Source organism: Burkholderia humptydooensis (assembly GCF_001513745.1).
Taxonomy (GTDB): domain Bacteria; phylum Pseudomonadota; class Gammaproteobacteria; order Burkholderiales; family Burkholderiaceae; genus Burkholderia; species Burkholderia humptydooensis.
In genome coordinates this window covers 2,700,795-2,721,509 of record NZ_CP013382.1, presented here as the reverse complement: position 1 = coordinate 2,721,509, position 20,715 = coordinate 2,700,795, and the positions used below count along the sequence as shown (strand labels likewise).

The 20,715-nt window shown below is 66.4% G+C and carries 15 protein-coding genes and 1 pseudogene; 6 read left to right on the top strand and 10 right to left on the bottom strand.

Annotated elements, in window-relative coordinates; genetic code table 11:
* Position 1: 1 nt before the first annotated feature.
* Genes tssH through AQ610_RS35555 form a run of 5 tightly spaced genes read left to right on the top strand, consistent with a single transcriptional unit; the run spans position 2 to position 11,401 of the window.
* Positions 2-2,659 (top strand): type VI secretion system ATPase TssH, encoded by a 2,658-nt coding sequence (gene tssH, locus AQ610_RS30880; protein ID WP_009915940.1) that lies wholly within the window; start codon positions 2-4, stop codon positions 2,657-2,659.
* The gene (locus AQ610_RS30875; protein ID WP_009915939.1) at positions 2,656-4,860 is read left to right on the top strand and encodes a type VI secretion system Vgr family protein; all 2,205 of its coding nucleotides are present in this window, start codon (positions 2,656-2,658) and stop codon (positions 4,858-4,860) included. The genes tssH and AQ610_RS30875 overlap by 4 nt, the downstream gene beginning before the upstream one ends.
* Positions 4,861-4,875: 15 nt before the next feature.
* Positions 4,876-6,141, top strand: a complete 1,266-nt coding sequence (locus tag AQ610_RS30870) for a hypothetical protein (protein WP_009915938.1) — start codon at positions 4,876-4,878, stop codon at positions 6,139-6,141.
* A gap of 22 nt (positions 6,142-6,163) precedes the next feature.
* Complete coding sequence (locus AQ610_RS35560) at positions 6,164-10,774, top strand: RHS repeat-associated core domain-containing protein (RefSeq protein ID WP_006028192.1); 4,611 nt, start codon at positions 6,164-6,166, stop codon at positions 10,772-10,774.
* Entirely contained in the window at positions 10,775-11,401 is a 627-nt protein-coding gene (locus AQ610_RS35555; RefSeq protein ID WP_080595154.1) for an Imm43 family immunity protein, read from the top strand.
* 600 nt (positions 11,402-12,001) lie between these two features.
* Here AQ610_RS35555 and AQ610_RS37830 read toward each other — a convergent pair.
* The 3 genes and pseudogenes from AQ610_RS37830 to AQ610_RS30855 all read right to left on the bottom strand — a co-directional run.
* Positions 12,002-12,199 (bottom strand): annotated as a pseudogene (locus AQ610_RS37830) (HAD family phosphatase); the annotation flags it as partial.
* Between the two features lie 318 nt (positions 12,200-12,517).
* Positions 12,518-13,261 carry an SDR family oxidoreductase gene (locus tag AQ610_RS30860; RefSeq protein WP_006028191.1) on the bottom strand — a complete coding sequence of 248 codons (744 nt, stop codon included), beginning with the start codon at positions 13,259-13,261 and terminating at the stop codon, positions 12,518-12,520.
* Positions 13,262-13,279: 18 nt separating this feature from the next.
* On the bottom strand, positions 13,280-14,122 hold the full coding sequence (locus AQ610_RS30855; protein ID WP_009915936.1) for an NAD-dependent epimerase/dehydratase family protein: 843 nt from the start codon (positions 14,120-14,122) through the stop codon (positions 13,280-13,282).
* Positions 14,123-14,217: 95 nt separating this feature from the next.
* On the opposite strand from AQ610_RS30855, the gene AQ610_RS30850 reads away from it, so the two are divergent.
* Positions 14,218-14,709 (top strand): nucleotidyltransferase family protein, encoded by a 492-nt coding sequence (locus AQ610_RS30850; protein ID WP_006028189.1) that lies wholly within the window; start codon positions 14,218-14,220, stop codon positions 14,707-14,709.
* A gap of 83 nt (positions 14,710-14,792) precedes the next feature.
* Here AQ610_RS30850 and AQ610_RS30845 read toward each other — a convergent pair whose 3' ends face one another.
* Genes AQ610_RS30845 through AQ610_RS30815 form a run of 7 tightly spaced genes read right to left on the bottom strand, consistent with a single transcriptional unit; the run spans position 14,793 to position 20,706 of the window.
* The gene (locus AQ610_RS30845; RefSeq protein ID WP_006028188.1) at positions 14,793-15,608 is read right to left on the bottom strand and encodes a phosphorylase family protein; all 816 of its coding nucleotides are present in this window, start codon (positions 15,606-15,608) and stop codon (positions 14,793-14,795) included.
* Positions 15,609-15,637: 29 nt separating this feature from the next.
* Positions 15,638-16,354 (bottom strand): histidine phosphatase family protein, encoded by a 717-nt coding sequence (locus AQ610_RS30840; protein WP_006028187.1) that lies wholly within the window; start codon positions 16,352-16,354, stop codon positions 15,638-15,640.
* Between the two features lie 26 nt (positions 16,355-16,380).
* Positions 16,381-17,889 (bottom strand): phosphohexomutase domain-containing protein, encoded by a 1,509-nt coding sequence (locus AQ610_RS30835; protein WP_006028186.1) that lies wholly within the window; start codon positions 17,887-17,889, stop codon positions 16,381-16,383.
* Positions 17,867-18,925, bottom strand: a complete 1,059-nt coding sequence (locus tag AQ610_RS30830; protein WP_006028185.1) for a carbohydrate kinase family protein — start codon at positions 18,923-18,925, stop codon at positions 17,867-17,869. The genes AQ610_RS30835 and AQ610_RS30830 overlap by 23 nt, the downstream gene beginning before the upstream one ends.
* Positions 18,918-19,340 carry a RidA family protein gene (locus tag AQ610_RS30825; protein ID WP_006028184.1) on the bottom strand — a complete coding sequence of 141 codons (423 nt, stop codon included), beginning with the start codon at positions 19,338-19,340 and terminating at the stop codon, positions 18,918-18,920. The genes AQ610_RS30830 and AQ610_RS30825 overlap by 8 nt, the downstream gene beginning before the upstream one ends.
* Entirely contained in the window at positions 19,337-20,083 is a 747-nt protein-coding gene (locus tag AQ610_RS30820; RefSeq protein ID WP_006028183.1) for an SDR family NAD(P)-dependent oxidoreductase, read from the bottom strand. The genes AQ610_RS30825 and AQ610_RS30820 overlap by 4 nt, the downstream gene beginning before the upstream one ends.
* Positions 20,080-20,706, bottom strand: coding sequence for a DJ-1/PfpI family protein (locus AQ610_RS30815; protein WP_231749026.1), 627 nt, complete (start codon positions 20,704-20,706; stop codon positions 20,080-20,082). The genes AQ610_RS30820 and AQ610_RS30815 overlap by 4 nt, the downstream gene beginning before the upstream one ends.
* Positions 20,707-20,715 lie beyond the last annotated feature (9 nt).

Genomic DNA, 20,715 nt, shown 5'->3' with positions numbered 1-20,715 from the left:
CATGTCCGATATCGGCCGAGTGACCTTGTTCGGAAAACTGAACGCTTTTCTCTACGAGACGCTGGAGCAGGCGACGGGCTTCTGCCGGCTGCGCGGCAATCCATACGTCGAGCTCGTGCACTGGCTGAATCCGATGCTCCAGCGCCAGGACAGCGACGTGCACCGCATCCTGCGCCGCTTCGACATCGACACGGCGGCGGTGGATCGCGGGATCGTGTCGGCGCTCGAGCGGCTGCCGCGCGGCGCCGGCTCGGTGTCCGATCTGTCCGCGCACATCGACGATGCGGTCGAGCGCGCATGGGTGTACGCAACGCTCAAGTACGACGCGACGCAAATCCGAAGCGCGGTGCTGCTGCTCGCGATCTTGAAGACGACGCAACTGCGCAACGTGCTGTATGCGATCGCGCGCGACTTCGAGCGGATCGTGCCGGACGTGCTCGCCGACGAGCTCGAGCAGATCGTCGAAGGCTCGCCGGAAGCGCCGCCGCCGGCGGCGCGCGCATCGGCGGGCGCGGCGGGCGGCGCATCGTCCGCCGCGCGCGAAGGCTCGGCGCTCGCGCGCTACGCGGTGGACCTGACCGCGCGGGCGCGCGCGGGCGAGATCGATCCGGTGGTCGGCCGCGACGGCGAGATTCGCCAGATCGTCGACATCCTGCTGCGGCGCCGGCAGAACAATCCGCTGCTCGTCGGCGAAGCGGGCGTCGGCAAGACCGCGGTGGCCGAAGGCTTCGCGCTGCGCATCGTCGCGGGCGACGTGCCGCCGCCGCTGCGCGACGTCGAGCTGTATCTGCTCGACATCGGCTTGCTGCAGGCGGGCGCGAGCGTGAAAGGCGAATTCGAGAGCCGCCTGCGCGGCGTGATCGACGAGGCGAGCTCGAGCGAGCGGCCCGTCATTCTGTTCATCGACGAAGTGCACACGCTCGTCGGCGCGGGCGGCGCGGCGGGCACGGGCGACGCGGCGAACCTGCTGAAGCCGGCGCTCGCGCGCGGCTTGCTGCGCACGATTGGCGCGACGACGTGGTCCGAGTACAAGCAATACATCGAGAAGGACCCGGCGCTCACGCGGCGCTTCCAGCTCGTGCAGGTGCGCGAGCCGGAGGAGGACGCGGCGCTGACGATGCTGCGCGGGCTCGCCGCGAAACTCGAAGCGCACCACCGCGTGCTGGTGCTCGACGATGCGCTGCGGGCGGCCGTCATGCTGTCGCATCGCTATATTCCCGCGCGGCAGTTGCCCGACAAGGCGATCAGCCTGCTCGACACCGCGTGCGCGCGCGTCGCGGTGAGCCAGCATGCGGTGCCCGCGCCGATCGAGGATGCGCGGCGCCGGATCGACAGCCTGCGCGTCGAGCGCGAGCTGGTCGCGCGCGAGTGCGCGCTCGGCGCGGGCGATGCGCCGCGGCTCGATGCGATCGACGCATCGATCGCGAGCGAACAGGCGGTGCTCGATGCGCTCGATGCGCGCTGGCAGGCGGAGCGCGATGCGCTCGGCAAGATTGTCGACTGGAGGACTTCGCTGCTCACGGACGATCCGTCGCGCGCGCTCGATGCAACGGATCGCGCGGATGCGCAGGCAAAGCTTTCGACTGCATTGAGCGAGCTCGCCGATTTGCAAGGCGAGACGCCGCTCGTGCTGCCCGCGGTCGACACGTACGCGGTGGCGGCCGTCGTGTCCGACTGGACCGGCATTCCGCTCGGCCGGATGGTGCGCGACGAGATGCAATCGGTGCTGAAGCTGGCCGATACGCTCGCCGAGCGCGTCGTCGGCCAGCGGCATGCGGTCGAGCTGATCGCGCAACGCATTCAGACCGCGCGCGCGCGGCTCGACGATCCGGCGAAGCCGCACGGCGTGTTCCTGCTGTGCGGGCCGTCCGGCGTCGGCAAGACCGAGACCGCGCTCGCGCTCGCCGAGACGCTGTACGGCGGCGAGCACAACGCGATCACGATCAACATGAGCGAGTTTCAGGAGGCGCATACGGTGTCGACGCTGAAGGGCGCGCCGCCCGGCTACGTCGGCTACGGACAGGGCGGCGTGCTGACCGAGGCGGTGCGGCGGCGGCCGTACAGCGTCGTGCTGCTCGACGAGATCGAGAAGGCGCACCGCGACGTGCACGAGATCTTCTTTCAGGTGTTCGACAAGGGCTGGATGGAAGACGGCGAAGGGCGCTACATCGACTTTCGCAACACGGTGATCATCCTCACGTCGAACGTCGGCTCCGAGCGCGTGATGCAGTTGTGCCGCGATCCGCAGCGCCCGCCCGATGCGCAGACGCTGACCGACGCGCTGCGCGCGCCGCTGCGCGACGTGTTCCCCGCCGCATTGTTGGGACGCCTGACGGTCGTCCCGTACTACCCGCTCACCGACGAGATGCTCGCGCGGATCGTCGCATTGCAGCTCGACCGCATCGAGCGCCGCATCGAAGCGCATCACGGCATCGCGCTGCGCTGCGCGGATTCGGCGACTGCGCTGATCGTCGAGCGCTGCCGGACGATCGAATCCGGCGGCCGAATGGTCGACGCGATCCTCACGCACACGGTGCTGCCGCGCATCAGTCAGGAGATCCTGCGCGCGACGATCGAGGGGCGCGCGCTGCGGGCGATCGACGTGAGCGCCGACGACGGCCAGTTTGTTTATCGATTCGAAGAGGAGGGCGCGACGTGACCCGCGTGTTCACACTCGACAGCCTGCACGGAGACGACCTGAAGTTTCACCAGCTCTACGGCGAGGAAGCGCTCGGGCGAATGTTCGACTTCCGGATCGAAGCGCTCGCCGACAATCACAGCCTGTCGCTGAAGGAGCTGCTCGGCAAGCCGGTGACGGTGCGCATCCGGCAGCAGGACGAATCGGCGCGCTATCTGAACGGCATCGTCGCGCGCGCGTCGCTCGTCGGGCGGCGCGCGGAGCGGCACTACGGCTACCAGTTGATCGTGCGCCCGTGGTTGTGGCTCGCGACGCGCCGCTCCGATTGCCGGATCTTCCAGAACAAGACGGTGCCGGAGATCGTGCAGGACGTGCTCGGCACGTATGGTTTCCCGATCGAAAACCATCTGACCGAGACGTACACGCCGCGCGAATACTGCGTGCAGTACAACGAAACCGACGCGGCGTTCGTGTCGCGGCTGATGGAGTTCGAAGGGATCTACTACTACTTCAGGCATGCGGCGCAAACGCACACGCTGATGCTGTGCGACGCGATGGCGTCGCACGTCGCGCTGCCCGGCTACGAGCATATTCCATTCATCGCGCGCGACCGCACCGCGATCGCCGACGAAGAGCACATCGATAGCTGGCTGCCCGCGCAGGAGGTGAGCATCGGCAAGCACGAGACGAGCGACTACGACTACACGAAGCCGCGCGCGGATCTGTCCGCGCAGAAGATCGATCCGCGCGGCCACGATCACGACAGCTTCGCGTCGTTCGAATGGCCCGGCGGCTATCGCGACGACGAGCCGGGCGCGCATTACAGCCGCGTGCGGCTCGAGGAGCAGCAGGCCGAGCACGAGCGCGCGCTCGCGCGCACCGACGTGCGCGGGATCGCACCCGGCTATCTGTTCACGCTCGAACACTGCCCGCGCGCCGACCAGAACCGCGAATACCTGATCGTGCGCTGCCAGTATCGGTTTCAGGAGAACGCCTACGCGACCGACAGCGGCAACGAAGCGGTCGCGCACGAATCGCAGGTGCTCGTGCAGCCGTCGAGCCTGCCGTACCGCTCGCCGCGCGCGACGCCGCGGCCGCGCACGAACGGCCCGCAGACGGCGACCGTCGTCGGCCCGAAGGGCGAGGAAATCTGGACGGACCAGTACGGGCGCGTGAAGCTGCAATTTCGTTGGGACCGCTACGGGCAGAGCGACCAGAACTCGTCGTGCTGGGTGCGCGTGTCGAGCCCGTGGGCAGGCGGCGGCTTCGGCGGCGTGCAGATACCGCGCATCGGCGATGAGGTGGTGGTGGATTTCCTGAACGGCGACCCTGATCAGCCGATCGTGACGGGGCGCGTGTACAACGGCGAAAAGATGCCGCCGTGGGGGCTGCCCGGCAGCGCGACGCAAAGCGGGCTGCTCTCGCGCTCGTCGCCGGGCGGCACGGCCGAGCATTCGAACGCATTTCGCTTCGAGGACAAGAAGGGCGCGGAACAGTTGTGGATGCATGCGGAGCGCAACTTCGACGCGGAGACCGAGCAGGACCACACGCTGTCGGTGGGCCACGATCATTCGCATTCGGTCGGCAACAACGAGACGATGAGCGTCGCGAACAACCGGCAAAGGAGTGTCGGGCAGAACGAGACAGTGAACATCGGGAAGCATCGCGTCGCGCAGATCGGCGGGAACGAGACGCATGGCGTCGTCGGCAATCGCACGCGGCAGGTCGGAAAAGACGAAACCGTGACCATCGGCGCGAATCGAGAAGCGACGATCGGCGGCAATCACGTGGAGACAGTGACGAAAGACAAGACCGAATCGATCGGAGAGGGCAAGACGCTGAACGTCACCAAGCACTACCAGACGAATTCGAAAAGCATGAAGACCGCCGTCATCGAGCATCACGCCGAGGAGATCGGCTCGCGAACGTCGACGATCAAGAACGCGCACGTGCTCAACGTCGGCGATTCGCAATCGGTGAACGTCGGCGCGAGCCACACGATGAGCGTGAAGAACAACGTGCATGTCGGCGCGGGCGATGAAATCGCACTTGTTTGCGGCGATGCGAGCATCACGCTGAAGAAGGACGGCACGATCGTGATCAACGGCGTCACGGTGGAATCGAGCGCCAGCGGAAGCCACAGCGTGCGCGGCAAGACAGTGACGTCGTCAGCGACGGGCGAGCACACGGTGGAAGGCACGATACTGAAACTGAACCCCTGACGGGGCGCGAGGATCATGCAGAACTGGCAACCCACGAACCCCGTGGAGCGCAGGTTCATGGATGCGCACACGGATTGGCAGGGCTTTGCGAAGGATCGCGCCGCGAGGCTGATGATCTGGCAGACGAACGAAGCCGACGCGCAGCTCGTGCAGCTCTATTTCCAGACGCAGGAGGAGATATCGAGCGCGGTGATCGTGATGCGTTCGGATTTCGTCGACGGCGCGCGTTACGCGCCGGCGCTGACGGACGAGCTCATCCGGTTCTACGACAGCCGGCGCGATGCGTCGAACGCGCAAGGGCTGCTTGCGGATTGGCAGCCGCCGCGCGACGACGGCGGGCATCCGATCCTGCGTTTCCTGACCGTGGCCGACAGCTTGATGCAGCACCATCCGGACATCTTCCCGGCGATGGTGTTCGCATTGCAACCCCCGCAGGTTCGCGACGACGCGGCGCTCGCGCGTTGGCTCGGCGAACTGCTCGACGTCGTCGAATCGTCGCCGAGACTCGGCGCGCGCGTGCGATTCGTGTTGCCGCGCATCGATGCCGAGCCGTTCAAGCCGTTGCAACAGCGACATTCGAGCACGGTGCACATCGTAAAGGGATGCTACGCGATGGCGAGCGTGCCGCGCGAATTGCTCGCGGAATCCGGCGAGCGCGGGCCGAGCGGCGAGTTCAGGCGTTTGTTCGTCGAACTGAGCGAGACGATCGGCGACGGCAATCCGGCGCGGCTCGAACGATTGCGCGCGGCGGCGTTGCAGATCGCCGAACGCGAGCAGTGGTTCGATCAGTGCGTGGTCGTGCATCTGATCGCGGGCGCCGCGTATCTGAAGTGGCGCGACCACGAGCGCGCGCTCGATGCGTATCGGCAGGCGACTGAAAGCGGCGGGCGCGCGGTTGGCGCAGGGCATCCGGCGGGGCACAAGCTCGTCGCGAACGGGCTGTTCGGCGAGGCGAGCGTGCATCTGACGCACAAGGCGTTCGCGTCGGCGGCTTACTGCTACGAGCGCGCGGCGGCGTCGATGGCCGCCGCGCGGGACGCGTTGATGACCGTCGAGGCGTGGCGGATGAGCGCCGTGTGCTGGGAGAAGGCGGGAGAGCGCGAGCATGCGCTGGAGGCGGGCTTCAACGCGCTCGACGCGGGGCTGCTGATCGACGAATCGATGCGCGTCAGCAGCAACTTGAGGCTCGTCGTCGAGTGGATGGTCAAACAGGTCGGCGCATTCGACCGGCGCCGCAGCGAACTGAGCGACAAGGTCGCGGCGCTGCGCGGCGGACGCTGAGCGCGAGCGGGGAGCGGACATCGTGGCGCTGCCGGCCGTCAAGCACATGGACCCCGTCGTCGGGATCGACGTGCATTCGGTGATCGTCACGCCGGGGCTGCCTCCGGTGTTCCTGCCGCATCCGCATATCGGCTTCATGCTCGATCTGCGGGAATACATTGCGGCCGCGAAGGGGGTGATCGGCAGCATTGCGATGACGATCGCCGAAGACGCGGTGCTGGATTACCTGGAGGACCATCCCGACGACCGCAAGAAACTGACCGATGCGCTCAATTCGCTCAAGGACCAGAAGAAGCAGGCCACGAGCGATCCGTGGGTCGCGAAGGCGCTGAAGCTCAATCGCGAAGTGTCGTCGATCAAGGGCGACGTGGCGGGCGCGGTGGGCGCGGGCGTCGGGATGGGGGCCGCCGCAGGCAGGCCGATCTTCGTGAACGGGCTGATGCGCGCGACGGCGGGCACGCATTCGTTTCATGTGCCGGGGCTGCACTTCCCGCTGGGCGAAACGTTCGCGCCGCCCGACCCGCTGCCGTCCGACGACGCCGAATCGTACATGGGCAGCCGGACCGTGCTCGCGAACAACGATCCGATGTCGTTCCTGGCGCTGCCCGCGATGAGCTGCTGGGCCGAGGGGATCGAGCCGCCGCCGCACAACGGCGCGCATACGACGCGCACGCATGAGTCGATGCCGAGTTCGGTGATGCTGCCGATTCCTGTCGGCCGTCCGGTGCTCGTCGGCGGGCCGCCCGTGATGAACATGGCGGCGGCCGCCAAGGGGATGTTCAAGGCGTTTCAGGGATCGAAGTGGGCGAAGAACCTCGCGGACAAGCTGCATCTGAAGTCGGGATTTTTGAGATGCACGGTGCTGAAAGCGGAGCCGGTCGACGTGACGACGGGCGAAGTGGTCGTGCAGCAGAACGACTTCACCGTGTCAGGCCGCTTGCCGCTCGTGTGGGATCGCTATTACGCGAGTCAGGATCGCCATCCGGGCGCGGTGGGCTTCGGCTGGCAGACGCCGGCCGATATCCGGCTCGAGCTGATGCGCAACGAAGACGGGATCGGCGCAGTCGCGCATTTTCCGGATCATGCGACCGCTTTCAACGTGGTGCCGGCGGATGACGGCTGGCCGGCGCGCACCTATGACTGGCAGCATGGGCACGCGTTGTATGGCGACGATGGGCGGATGGTGCTGCGCACGCGCGAGGGGATCGAATACGGATTCGTGCTGCCTTCCCGTTGGAGGGATTCAGTCGCGGCGCTCGATGGCGACGATTCTCGACTCACGCTGCCGATCGATCGCATGGCCGATCTCAACGGCAATGCGTGGGTGTTCGAGCGCGACATGTATGGCGGGCTCGTGCGTCTCGTCGAATGGAAGCGCGACGGGCAGACGGAGCGTCTGGTCGAATGCGGTACGGGCAGGGGGCTGCACGCCGGGTTGTTGACGTCGCTGACGTTGATCGATGCGGGCGGAAACGCACATCCGCTCGTGAGCTACGAGCATGACCGCGAGCGTAATCTGGCTGCGGCGATCGACGCGATGGCGCATCCGCATCATTTCGAATATGCGGTCGGGCATCGGATGGTGAGCCACACGAGCGCGCGGGGCGTGTCGTTCTACTACAGCTATCAGCAGGACGACGACGGCGTGTGGCGCGTCGATCATGCGTGGGGTGATAACGGGCTATTCGATTACCGCTTCGTCTACGATCGTGCGCGGATGGAGACGCGTGTCACCAATTCGCTCGGGCATACGACGATCACGCAGATGAACGAGCGCGGGATGCCTGTTGCTGAAATCGATCCGCTAGGCGGCGTGACCGGGTACCGGTATGACGCGCAGGGGCGTGCGAGTGCGCAGACCGATCCCGCGGGGCGGACGACGGCTTGGGAATATGACGCGTATGGCAGTTTGGTTGTGCAGACATTGCCGGATGGGAGCACGATCAGGACGGAATTTGATTCCTATCACCGCCCGGTCTGCATGACGTTGATCGGCGGCCGGCAGTGGCGCTACGAGTGGGATACGTTCGGCAATCTGCTCGCGCAGATCGATCCCTCGGGGGCGATATCTCGCTATACCTATGACGAGTACGGCCAGCTTGTTGAACACACAGGGCCGCGCGGTGCGAGCATGCGATTCGATTACCACCGGGACGGCAATCTCGCGGCGCGGATCGATGCGTTGGGGCATCGCACGCAGTATCGGTACGATGCGCGCGGATACCTCATCGAAGCAATCGATGCGCTCGGGCAACAAAGCAAATACGAGTATGACCGCAACGGCAATTTGACGCGCGCAATCGAGCCGGGCGGGCGTGAGATTCGCTGTGTGTACGACGCTGAAGGAAACCTGTCTCGCTATTGCGATCCTATGGGCCACGTGACGCAGATGGAATACTCGGCGCTCGGAGAGGTCAACAGACGGCTCGCGCCCGACGGTACCACCGTTGAATACCGCTACGACACGGAAGAACAACTGATCGGCGTCGTGAACGAACGCGGCGAGCTATATGCGCTCGAACGCGATGCGCTGGGGCGGATCGTCGTGGAGACGGACTACTGGGGGCAAGCTCGACGCTATCGGTATGGCGCGGCGGGTGAACTGCTTTGTAGCACTGATCCTCTGGGGCAGACAGTCGAATACCGATACGATTGGCTGGGGCGCATCGTTCAGAAGCGCGTGCCTCATCCGGAGCAGGACGATGCTCTTCAGATCGACAGCTTTGCATACGATCGGCACGGGGACTTGGTGCTCGCGGAGAATCCGTCTTGTCGCGTCGAGTTCGGTTACGACGCAGCGGGCCGCGTGATCGAGGAGCGACAGGGTGACGATTTCACGATCGCCAGTGATTACGACGAAGCCGGCAACCGGATTGAACGCAGGACCCGGCTTGTTGCCGGGGGCGCGGTTGTCGAGCATGCCGTCCGCTATACATACGACGCTTTGGATGCTGCCACGTCGATTCGGATCGACGACACGGCGCCGGTCGTGCTTGAGCGAGATGCACTTGGGCAGATTTGCATCGAGCAATTGGGCACGGAGTTGCGGCGTGAACTGTCGTACGAATCCGGCGGACAGCTTGCCTCGCAGCGGACACTGCTGGCAGGTACCGGCGCGCTTTTCGCAAGCGAATATACGTACGACGCGAATGGCGAATTGGTCGAAAAGCGCGACTCTCGGGGCGGCATCGAGCGCTTTCAATACGATCCGGTGGGGCGGGTGATCGCGCACCTCGACCCCGCTGGGCAATTGCGTCGCTATTTGTACGACCCTGCCGGCGATTTGCTGAAGACGTACATTCGGGAGCGCCGCACGGCGGATGCAGCCGCTGCGGCAAAGACCGGCACTTGGGTGCGTGAAGGTGAATATGAAGGCTGCTACTACGCGTACGACAGAGTCGGCAACCTTATTCGAAAGCAGGACGCCGCACAGGACCTGACGCTGCGTTGGGATGCGGCCGGGCAGCTCGTTGAGACGGTGGCGGTGCGGCCGGATCTTGCCACTTCAGGGGAGAAGCCAGCGCACATCCGCGCGCGGTATGAATACGATCCGTTCCAGCGGCGGATTCGTAAAGTCGTGTATGCGGGAGCATCAGGCGGGGCATCGCAGCAGCCACTGTCACATCTGAGCCGGTTCTTTTGGGACGGCAATACGCTTGTTGGGGAGTACGCAGCGGGAGGGGAGGGAAGTGGTGCCTCGGATCTGGACATAGACGGAGATATACGGTCGTCGTCACTCACTTCGCTGGAGCATGACCGAACTGACACAGGAATGCTACCCGTCGCTAGCCGTGTGTGCGAGTGGATTTACTATCCGGAATCGTTCCGGCCGCTCGCTATTGTGCAAGGCGATCTGGCTGAGGGGAGGCTATCGGCGCGACTATCGAGGCAACTAGTACCGAACGCAGGAACGGTGTATTTTTACCAGAATGATCCGAACGGGGCGCCCGTACGGATGCATGATGCTAGTGGGAGGGCTGTATGGGAGGCGCGTTATCGCCCCAGGGGTGACGTCGAATGCACTGGGCGATGGATCGTGCAGCCACTCAGGTTGCAGGGACAGTATCACGATCAGGAAAGTGGGCTGCATTACAACCGCTATCGGTACTTTGATCCAAGTCCTGGTTACTTCATTAGCCAAGACCCGATCGGATTGAAGGGGGGGGAGTATCCGTATCAGTTCGCCCCAAACACACTAATTTGGAGCGATCCCTTAGGCTTGGCCTTTGGCGATCCTGCTAGCGGTGCTTTAGATAGAGCATTGGGTGGAACAGTTGGTGACAAGATGCAGGCTCATCACTTGATCCCGCAGGCGGTATGGAATCGCCATTCGTCCTTCTTTAACGCTATCGGCATGGGCGGCGGCCGTGATTTGGCCCATAATGGGATACTGATGCCAGATAGCTCATCAGGCATTGGGAGTAAAGCTGGTGAGCGCATCTATCACCGTGGAAGCCATCCAAGCTATAACGCAATGGTAGAAAGTAAAGTGGCAAAAATCGAGGCTGCGCTACACAGTAATGCCATTACGAAAGCTGATGCGAAGATGCATGTGAAGTCCTTGCAGCGCAGCTTGCGCAGGAAGATTTTCAGAGGGAAAATAAAAACCAAAAGAACTTGCAAGCTAACTTAAATGAGGCGGGAAATGCACTTCTTTTTTCACGAGGTAAAGGATACCTCATGTCCTGTGTTTATTAATGGTCTTGTGCACGATAAATTTATGAGTAACGGTGCCGATGTGGAGATGAATTACGCTTGGCACTGGGTGGATAAGGGGGAGCTTGCACCGTTACCAGAAGAACTATGGTTGATTACAAAGGACCGCTCGTACTCTTTTGATTTCAGGCGTGCATTCAACGGCTATATCATAAGCAATCGATTGCTGTCTCTGATGGATAAATACGGAACTGCAGGATGGGACCGTGCCGTGCTGCATGTGGTTAACAAAAAAGAAGAGCCGATATCAAAGCTTGACTATTATTTTCTGCGTATTTCGGATGGTCGTGTGTTATCTGATGTAATTGATTTGAGTGAATCTAATGTGGAATTTAGGAGAAATGGGGATATAAAAACTATATCACATTTGGTATTGTCGGATGAAATAGATGCGGAGATATTCATGGTGAATGATCTCGCCTTGCTTGGGGTGCTATTCTGTTCTGCTTATTTTAAATTGGAATTTGATAAAAATGTTTGGAAAGGTGTTGAGCTGATTCCTGAAAATAAATTTGGTGTAGCCAAGCAACTTTGGGATCAGTGATCTATCATTTGACAGCCGCGACTCTTTATTGTGTCACTGCTGCCTATGCTTGCTTCATTATAATAACAAGCCTTCGCTGCCTAACATCGACCTTGACTCGCTGTTAGGCTTCAAAACCCGCGTACTAAATCCACCGCCCGGCGAGTTTCATTCACAGCTAACGCGGGGAACGGTGAGCAGATGAGCGGACCTGATCCAGTTGTGCGGATAGCGCCGCACTGCTGAATTTTCACGAAGTGTTCCGTGACGGGGTGCCCTTTAAGGTTGGCGTCAGCCATAGTCAATTCTCCACATAAACCGGTTGTGGGCAGTAAGCCGCAAGTGTTGATAGCACTTACGTCCCGCGCTTCGCGTGTTGTCTGACCTTTTTCTCTTTCATTGCTCGGGGCTTCGATTGCAACCTCGGTTGCGTTTGACAGGCCGTTCGTCTGCTTATAGATGGCAGTGCAAGTGATTGAGCGGACACGAGCAACATCAAAACCGATAGTCGCAAGCACTCCATCTACATAATGGACTGTCTCCTAGGGAATGATGTCGAGTGTTCTGGCTATTTTCGGCTGCATGGATCGACGAGACCAGCGCGTGACAATATGGATTTGGAAAATTCCGCAATTTAACATCATAAAAATCGCGAATAATCCCCAATGCGTCGACCTCCCTCAACCTCTCCTCACTCAACGCCGTCAACATCCCGAACGTAAAAATCCTCGCTGAACTCGCCGAGCGCACCCCCGAAGCCGAATCCTCGAACACCACCGTGTTTTCCGCCTTCGCCCCGAGCAATTCAAGCGCTGTTAGACGACGTTCCAGTCTGAAATGCTGCAATTGGCGATGCGATGCGACCACCGTTCAAGACGGAAACGCCGAGCGCAAGTGAAATCGCAAATTGCCCGCATGCGCCGCGCTCAACCAGCCCGGCGGCACTTTCGACAGTGCCCGACCATCCTCGAATTCCGACGACTGTCGCGCACACTCGAAACATTCATACCGGACGAAATAGGGCGCACGACACCTCACGCGCGATGGGCCGCTTTTCGTCGCACCAACGCGTCCGCTCCATCGCATGCCCTGCGCAACGAGCATCCATCACGCAACACGAAGCCACACCACACAAGCCTAAACAACCTGCTCCCCCCCATCGACGATCAACGCCGCCCCCGTCACGAACGCATTCACCATGCAAGCGATCACCACCCCGGCCACATGCTCCGCCCGCCCGATCTGCCTCCCCGGCAGCTTCGCCGCATGCCCCGCAAAAAACGCCGCCCGCCGCGCCGGATCGAGCGCGTTCCAAAGCGGCGTATCGAGCAGCCCTGGAACCACGGTATTCACGCGCCGCGGCGCAAGCTCGACTGCAAGCGCTCGCGCGATCCCTTCGATCGCGCACTGCGACGACGTGAACAGCGATTTCCCCGCCACCGGCTTGCGGCTCAACGATCCCGTGACGAACGTGATCGACCCCGTCTCGGCGAGATGCGAGAGCGTCTCCTTGACGACGACGATCGACGACCAGTACAAGCTGTCCCAGTGCCGTTTCAGCGTCTCGACATCGTCCGCGATCGAATGCGGCGCGATGTCGTGCGCGACGCTCACGCACAGATGATCGATACGCCCGACGCGCCCGGCCAGCCTGCGAACGTCGCGCGGCTCGCGTACATCGGCTGCCTCGGCGATCACGTCCGCGCCGACGATCGCCGCCGCGCGATCGAGCCGCGCGCGATCCCGCCCGACGATGATCGCCTGCGCACGCAGCCGCGTCGCCTCGCGCGCGAGCGCGAGCCCGACGCCGCTCGATCCGCCGATGATCAGCACGCGCTGCCCGTCGAGCGAATAGATGCCGTTCGAATGCGTTGCGTCCATGATGACCTCGCATGCATCTCATCGATCGCCGCGCCACGAATGGATCGGCTCGAAGCCGAACAATCGCTTCGCATGTTCCGGCGCGAAGAAACTGCCGCATTCGTGCAATCGCCCCGGCACCGGCGCGCCGGGAAAGCGCAGTTCGAAGAGCGCATCGATCGGCTCGGCCATCACGGTGTCGGGCGCGGACACGAACACGTTGTGCACGCCGGGCGGCCGCGCTTCGACCGCGAGGCGGCATGCGCGGGCGACATCGCGCGCGTCGATGTACGACCACAGATGCCAGCGGCGCATCTGCGGGTCGCGTTGATACTTCGTGTAGTGCGGATAATCGGCCGGGTCTTCGATCACAGGGGCGCGCAGCCCGACGATCGACGTGCGTTCGTCGCAAAAGAAGCCGGCGATCTGCTCGGTGACGATCTTCGACAGCGCGTACGCGGAGCCCGCGCGCACCGGCGAATGTTCGGTCACGGGCACGTCGATCTCGCCGGCCGGATCGAACAGATCGTGCACGACCGCGGCGCTGGACAACCAGACGATCGAGCGGATGCCGAGCACGCGCGCGGCCTGGAATACGTTGTAATTGACGGTCACGTTGTCGCTGAAGGTCTTGCCGGGCGGGAACAGGCCCGGCAGCGACACGTTCGCGAGATGGACGATCGCATCCGCGCCGTCGAACGATTCGACGGCTTGCCCGAGGTCGCGCAAGTCGGCCTTCATCGAAGGCAGATGCCCGAGCGCGCTCGATGCGACGGTGGCCTTCATGTCGACGCCGAGCGTATCGTAGCCGTGCGCGGCGAATTCGCGCACGACGAACGCGCCGGCCTTGCCGGCAGAGCCCGTGATGACGATTCTTGTCATGCTCGCCTCCAAAAATCGTTAAAGTAAGGATTTCGATGCGATTTCGATGCGTCCCGCCGCGAGGCCGTCGCGCTTCGCGGGCGCATGGAGGAGTCATGGTTCGACCATCCGTCGATGCGGCGCTCGAACAGACCTTGTCGCTGGCGGTGCCCGCGATGGCGGCGATGTTTCGCGATCCGTGGTGCGTGATCGGCAGCGCGGCGCTCGCGCTGTACGGCGTCGACGTCGCGCCGAAGGACGTCGACGTGCTGACGAGCGTGCGCGATGCCGACGCCGCGATCGCGCATTGGGCCGCGTCGCGTCGCGCCGGTTTCCGTCCGGCCGACGATGCGCGCTTCCGTTCGCGCTTCGCGCGATTCGGCTTCGCGCCGCTCGACGTCGAAGTGATGGGCCGCCTCGAAGTCAACGACGGCCGCGCGTGGCGCGAGGTCATCGTCGATTCGATGCGGCACGTCGACATTGCGAACGTGAAGGTGCCGGTGCCGTCGCCGCTCGCGCTCGAACGGATGCTGCGGCTGTTCGGGCGGCGCAAGGATCTCGAACGCGCGGCGCTGCTGCTGCGGTGCTTCGATGCGCTGCGCGGCTAGCCGCCCGCCGCTGCGAAACGCGTCGACCGAACGAAGCGGGCAACGCGAATGCGGCGCGCGCGCAAACGCGGCCCGCCGCGCGCTCACGATTGCGCCTCGATCCGCAGCACCGCCTCGGCGATCTTCGCAAGCGTCGCCGCCGCGGGCTGCATCCCGGCGAGCACGAACGGGTGCGTGACCGGATGGTCCGGATCGAGCCCTTCCGCCCAGTTGCAGTTCGCGCAGATGAGCGCATATGGGATGCCCATCTGCCGGCACAGCACGAGTTCCGCGCCCGCCGTCATGCCGAGCACGCGATTGCGATGGCCCGCGTAGATGCGGCGGTACGTGTCGACCTCGGCGACGCTTTCGAACGCGTCGCCGGCCGACTGGATGTACAGCCCATGCATCAGCAGCTTCGCGCCCGCCTTGTCGGCCGCGAGCGCGAAGTTCGTGCGCAGCCGCGCGTCGAACGGCGCGCGCATCGACGGATGCACGTCCTTCGCCAGATTGCCGAAGCTGTGCGACACGCCCGACAGGCCGCGCGCATAGTCGTCGGGCGCGAGGAACACGTTGTCGGCGGCGAGCGGCAGATCGAGGTCGAGCGAGCCCACCGAGTTGAACGCGTAGACGGCCTGCACGCCGAGCTCGTGCAGATGCCAGATGTGCGCTTCGTGTCCGAGCTCGGCGACGAGCTCGGACGGGCTGCGGTCGGGAATCTCGAGCGTCGGGCCGTGCCGCGGCAGGACGATCGCTTCGACGCCGCCGATCCTGCCCGTCGTGTAATGCAGCACGGTGCCGCTGCGCCGGCCGAACGTGACCCGCACGTTCTCGAACGTCTCGCGGTTGCCGAGGAATGCGTCGAGGCCGCGGGCGAGTCCGGTGCCCGCGATGATGGCGATGCGCTTCGAGCGTGACATGCGTGACTCCTGCAGAGTGAGGGAAGGCGCTACCCGCCGCGCCTTCCGGTGGGCGGCGTCGCGCCGCGCGGCGCGGCGGTGCCGAAAGCGCGCGCGCCGTCAGGCGGCGCGCGCGCATGATCGGGATCGGCGCGCCACGCGGGCGACAGATGCGACGTGTCGCCGAGCGGCCCGAGCGCGACGTCGCCGCCGTCGCGCACGATCAGCGAGACCGAGCACGCATGGATGCCGGCGATCAGCCTGAAGCGCGATAGCGGCGTCGCGCCGTAGAACGACGCGAGCAGGCGGATCGGCGATTTGTGCGTGACGAACGCGACGTCGTCGAACACGTCGATCGCGTCGCGCACGGCCGACGTCACGCGCGCGAGCACCGCGAGACCGGTTTCGCCGCCGGGCGGCGCGTGGATCGCCGGATCGTCGGTCCAGCGCCGGTACGCGGGCTCGTCGCGCACGTCGTCTGGCACGCGTCCTTCCCACGCGCCGAACGACAGCTCGCGCAGCCGTTCGTCGACGACGATCGGCACGCGGTTGGCGTCGGCGACATGGCGCGCGGTCTGTTGCGCGCGCAGCGACGGCGATGTCACGACGACGGCGACGCCGCGCAGCGCCGGATGCCGCGACGCCTCGATCGCCATCCGGTGCCCGAGCGCCGTGAGCGCCGGGTCGCGCGCGCCGCAGAAGCGCCCGGCGACGGTGTCCGGCGTCTGGCCGTGGCGGATCAGAATCAGGCGATAGCGGTCGTGCACGGGCGTGCTGCTCCGTCGGCGCGCGGCTACGGGCTTCGCTCGGCGGCGAGCGCGCGGGCGACGTGCGCGGCGAGCGCGGCGGCCGCGCCGGCCGCTCGCGCGCTCAGCAGCTCGCCGCATACGCGGATGCCGCCCTCGGTCGTGGAGGGCCGCAGCAGCAGCCATTCGCCGCTGTCGAGCGAGAACTTGACGCCGTCGACGGTCGTGATGCGCGCCGCGCGTGCGTCGAAGCCGCATCGTTCGAGCGCGCGCCGGCCCGCGGCGCGCAACTGCGGGGCGGTCGCATTGCCGTCCACGCGTGATTCGAGCCAGTCGAAGCGGCCGTAGCGTCGCCGCAAGCCGGCGACGAGCGACGCGAGCGGCTGGCCGCTCGTCGCCAGCAGGTCGGCGAGCAGCGCGACGGCGCCGAACGGATCGCGGTCGACGCCGAATTCGCCGAACGCGAGATCGCCGACGCCGCCTGCGCCCGCGTCGATCCGGCCGTCGACGAGCAGCGGCGACAGATGCTTGAAGCCGACCGGCAGTTCGACGACGGGGCGGCTCCACTGCGCGCACATCCGGCGCACCAGCGCGCCCGTTGCCGCCGTGATCGCGATGCCGCGCTCCGGATGGCCGTATCGCCGCCGATGCCGATGCGCGAGCAGCAGTGCGAACAGCTCGTGCGGCTCGACCGTGCGCCCGTCGCCGTCGATCGCATAGACGCGGTCGCCGTCGCCGTCCACGACGAGGCCGAGATCGGCGCGCCCGGTGCGCACCGCGTCGGCCGCGCGGCGGCGGCTCGCGGGCAGCGACGGATCGGGCGCGACGCCGCCGAAGGTCGCGGACGGCGTGCAGCCGAGCGGCGTCGCCGACCAGCGCAGCGCGCCGCAAAGGCGCAGCATCGCGCCGCCCGCGATGCCGCCGAGCCCGTCGACGACGACGCGCAGCGGCCGCTCCGGCGTCGCGGGCAGGCGCGACAGCACATGCGCGACGTGTCGGTCGATCCACGGCGACGCATCGCATTCTTCGAAGATCGCGTCGCCGGGACTGCGGACATCGTCCGCGCGCGCTTCGTCGGCTTTGCCGGAAGGCTCGCCGAAAGGCTTGCCGGGCGGTTCGCCGAACCGCGCGCCGCCGGCGGCGCGCTCCGAGTCGTCGTACAGCGCATCCGCGCGCCGTTCGAGCTCGGCGTCGAGCGGGCAGCCGGGGCGGCCCTTCGCCTTTACGCCGTTCCATTCGGGTGGGTTGTGGCTCGCGGTGACGAGCAGCGCGAGTTCGGCGTCGCCCGCGCCGACGAGGTACGACGCCGTCGGCGTCGGCAGATGCTCGACGATGCGCACGGCGCGCGCGCCCGCGTCGCCCGCCGCGCGCGCGACGAGCCGTGCGGCGCGGTGCCCGAGGCGGCGGCCGTCGTAGCCGACGACGACGCGCGGCCCGCCGCCGTCATGCGCGCGCACGGCGGTCACGATCGCCGCGGCGAGCCTCGCCGCGCGCTCGGGCGTGAACGTGCTGCCGATCAGGCCGCGCCAGCCGTCAGCGCTTCGCCGCATGCGCATGGGCGGGCTCCTCGGCGCGCGGCGGCGCGGACCGGCCTTGCGGGCTGTCCAGCGCCGCGTCGAGCAGCGCGTCGAGCGTCGGCAGGCCGTCGCGTGCGCCGCGTGTGCCGACCGCGCATGCGCCGCCTGCGTTGCCGAGCCGCAGGCGATCGGCCGCATCGAGGCCGGCGAGCCGCGCGAGCAGGTAGGCCGACGCGAACGCATCGCCCGCGCCGGTCGGATCGACGACTTCGCACGGATGCGCCGGCGCGCGCGTCTCGACGCCGCGATGGCGGGACAGCGCGCCGCGCTCGCCGAGCGTGACGACGACGTCGACCCCGTCCAGCGCGTCGAGCACGCGCTCGTCCTGTTCGCGCAGATGCGCGAACTCGCGCGCGTTGGCGAACACGACGTCGCATTGCGGCAACAGCGGCAGCGCGACCGGATCGCGCGAATACATGCCGGATGGCGTCCAGCACAGCGCGGCGGCCGGGTGATGCGCGCGCGCGAGCGCGAACGTCTGCGCGAGCGCATCGGCGCTCGGATCGAACAGCATGAGCGCATCGCAGCGCGCGACGCCCGACAGCGCGGCGCGCACGTCGGCGGCGGCGAGCGACTCGTTCGCGCCGCGATCGAGCAGCATGTAGTTGCGGCGCTCGGGGCCGAGCACGGGGATGATCGCGCGGCCGGTGTGCGCGTGCGCGACGCGCCGCACGAAGCGCGTGTCGATGCCGCGCGCGTCGAGGTCGGTGAGCAGCCGATCGCCGTCGGCGTCGTCGCCGAGCGCCGCGACGATCGACACGGCCAGGCCGAGCGCCGCCAGCGCGGACGCGCAGTTGCCCGCATGGCCGCCCGGCAGCGCGATCGCGCGCACGGGCAGCGAGTCGCCTTCGCTCGGCGACGCATCGCTGTACAGCAGCAGATCGACGTTCAGCGAGCCGACGACGAGCACGCCAGCCTGTTGCGCGACGCGCGGCAGCGTCGCCCGCAGGCCGCGCGGATCGGCTTTCCCGGCGCAGGCGCCGCGCGAAGCGCAGGTGCGGGCGAGGCTAGCCACGTTCGCCGTCCTCGCCGATTACGGCGACGCCGCTGATCTCGACGACGCAGCCCGCCTCGGCGAGCGACGCGACCTGAACGAGCGTGCTCGCGGGCGGCGGCGCGGCGAGCACGCGGTTGCGGACCGCGGACACCGCGGGAAAATCGGCGATGTCGCGCAGATAGATCACGACGCTCACGAGCGCCGACAGATCGCCGCCCGCGGTGTGGAGAATGCTCGTGAGGCGCTCGAATATGATCTCCGTCTGAGCACGGGCGTCGCCGGGCGCGAGCACGGCCCCGCCGGCGTCGGTCGCGACCTGGCCGCTGATGAATAGCAGGCGCCGCCCCGCGCCGATCGGCACGGCGACGGCGGGCGAATACTTGCCGATCGGCCGCGAATGGCCGGCGGGATGAATGGCTGTGAAAATCGTCACGCTGGATGCTCCCCTGGGAAAGGTCCGAAGCTGGACGCGAGCGCGGTTACGTGCAGCTCGCGGATTTCGATGTGCGGCGGGCCGTCGAACAGATCCGCGACGATCGTCGCGACGTCCGCCGCATCGAGCGCGCCGGGACGGCTGCCCGGCGCGGCCGATGCGTGGCCGCCCTGGAAATGCGTGTCGATGCGGCTCGGCAGCACGGCGGTCATCCGGATGCCGCGCTCGCGCAGTTCCTGCCGCGCGACGTCGAAGAACTGACGGAGGCCCGCCTTCGACGCGCAATACGCGCTGCGCTCGGCGAACGGCCACACGCTCGCGTCCGACATCATGCCGACGATCAGCGGATGCGCGGCCGTGAGAAGCGGAACGCACGCCTTCAGCGTGTGGAACGCGCCGTCGAGATTGGTGCGCAGCGTGCGGCGCCATTCGTCGGGCGCCGTGTCGGCGATGCGCGCCCACCGGCCGCATCCCGCGTTGACGACGACGCCCGCGAGCATCGCGTCCTGCTCGCGCAGCGCGCGGCCCGCCGCGTCCACCGCGGCGGCGTCGCCGACGTCGACGGCCGCCGCGCGGACCCGGCATCCGGTTGCGCCGAGGCGGCGCGCGATTGCATCGAGGTCGGGAGCGGACCGCGCCCACAGCGCGAGATCGTAGCCGCGCCCCGCGAGCGCTTCGGCGATCGCGAGGCCGACGCCGCGGCTCGCGCCCGTCACGAGGACCGTGCCGCGCCGCGGGCTCATGCGGCCGTCTCCAGCAGGCGCGCGGCCGCGGCGCCGCGACCCGGCCGCAGCTCCATGCGGGCGGCCACCGGCGCGACCGCGTATGGCGCGAAATCGGCGAGCAGTTGAAACGCGAGATCGGCCGCCTTCGCCGAAGGCGACGCATCGCCGCCGACCGAGCATAAGCGGCCATCCGCGACGAGCCCCGCGGCGGGCTCGACGGACGGCGCGACGTCGAGCAGCGCTTGCCGCTTGTCGCTATGGATCGCGAGCCGCCGTCCGTTCGCGACGCCGGACGCCGCGACGACGAGCGCGCCCGAGCATACCGCGTAGATCGCCGCGCCGCGCGCATGCGCGCGGGCGAGCGGCGTCGAGAGCGACGGCTGCCGTGCCGCGTTCGCCGCGCCGCTTCCGCCCGGCACGACGATCGCGTCCGCGCGTTCGAGCGCGTCGAGCGTCGCGCCGCACGTCAGCTCGACGCCGCACGACGTCGTGACGACGCGCGCGGCCGCCGCGATCGCGACGCACAGCGCCGCGCCGCCGCCCGGTGCGGGCACGGTCGACGCCTTCGCGAGCACGGCGTGCACGCCGAACAGATCGAGCGCATCGACGCCGTCGTACGCGAGCAGAACGACGTCAATCACGTCCGTCGC

Excerpts from the sequence above, each read along its gene's own strand:
- tssH (WP_009915940.1), top strand. The coding sequence starts at position 2 with ATGTCCGATATCGGCCGAGTGACCTTGTTCGGAAAACTGAACGCTTTT.
- AQ610_RS30870 (WP_009915938.1), top strand. The coding sequence starts at position 4,876 with ATGCAGAACTGGCAACCCACGAACCCCGTGGAGCGCAGGTTCATGGAT.
- AQ610_RS35555 (WP_080595154.1), top strand. The coding sequence starts at position 10,775 with ATGAGGCGGGAAATGCACTTCTTTTTTCACGAGGTAAAGGATACCTCA.
- AQ610_RS30860 (WP_006028191.1), bottom strand. The coding sequence starts at position 13,261 with ATGGACGCAACGCATTCGAACGGCATCTATTCGCTCGACGGGCAGCGC.
- AQ610_RS30855 (WP_009915936.1), bottom strand. The coding sequence starts at position 14,122 with ATGACAAGAATCGTCATCACGGGCTCTGCCGGCAAGGCCGGCGCGTTC.
- AQ610_RS30850 (WP_006028189.1), top strand. The coding sequence starts at position 14,218 with ATGGTTCGACCATCCGTCGATGCGGCGCTCGAACAGACCTTGTCGCTG.
- AQ610_RS30845 (WP_006028188.1), bottom strand. The coding sequence starts at position 15,608 with ATGTCACGCTCGAAGCGCATCGCCATCATCGCGGGCACCGGACTCGCC.
- AQ610_RS30835 (WP_006028186.1), bottom strand. The coding sequence starts at position 17,889 with ATGCGCATGCGGCGAAGCGCTGACGGCTGGCGCGGCCTGATCGGCAGC.
- AQ610_RS30820 (WP_006028183.1), bottom strand. The coding sequence starts at position 20,083 with ATGAGCCCGCGGCGCGGCACGGTCCTCGTGACGGGCGCGAGCCGCGGC.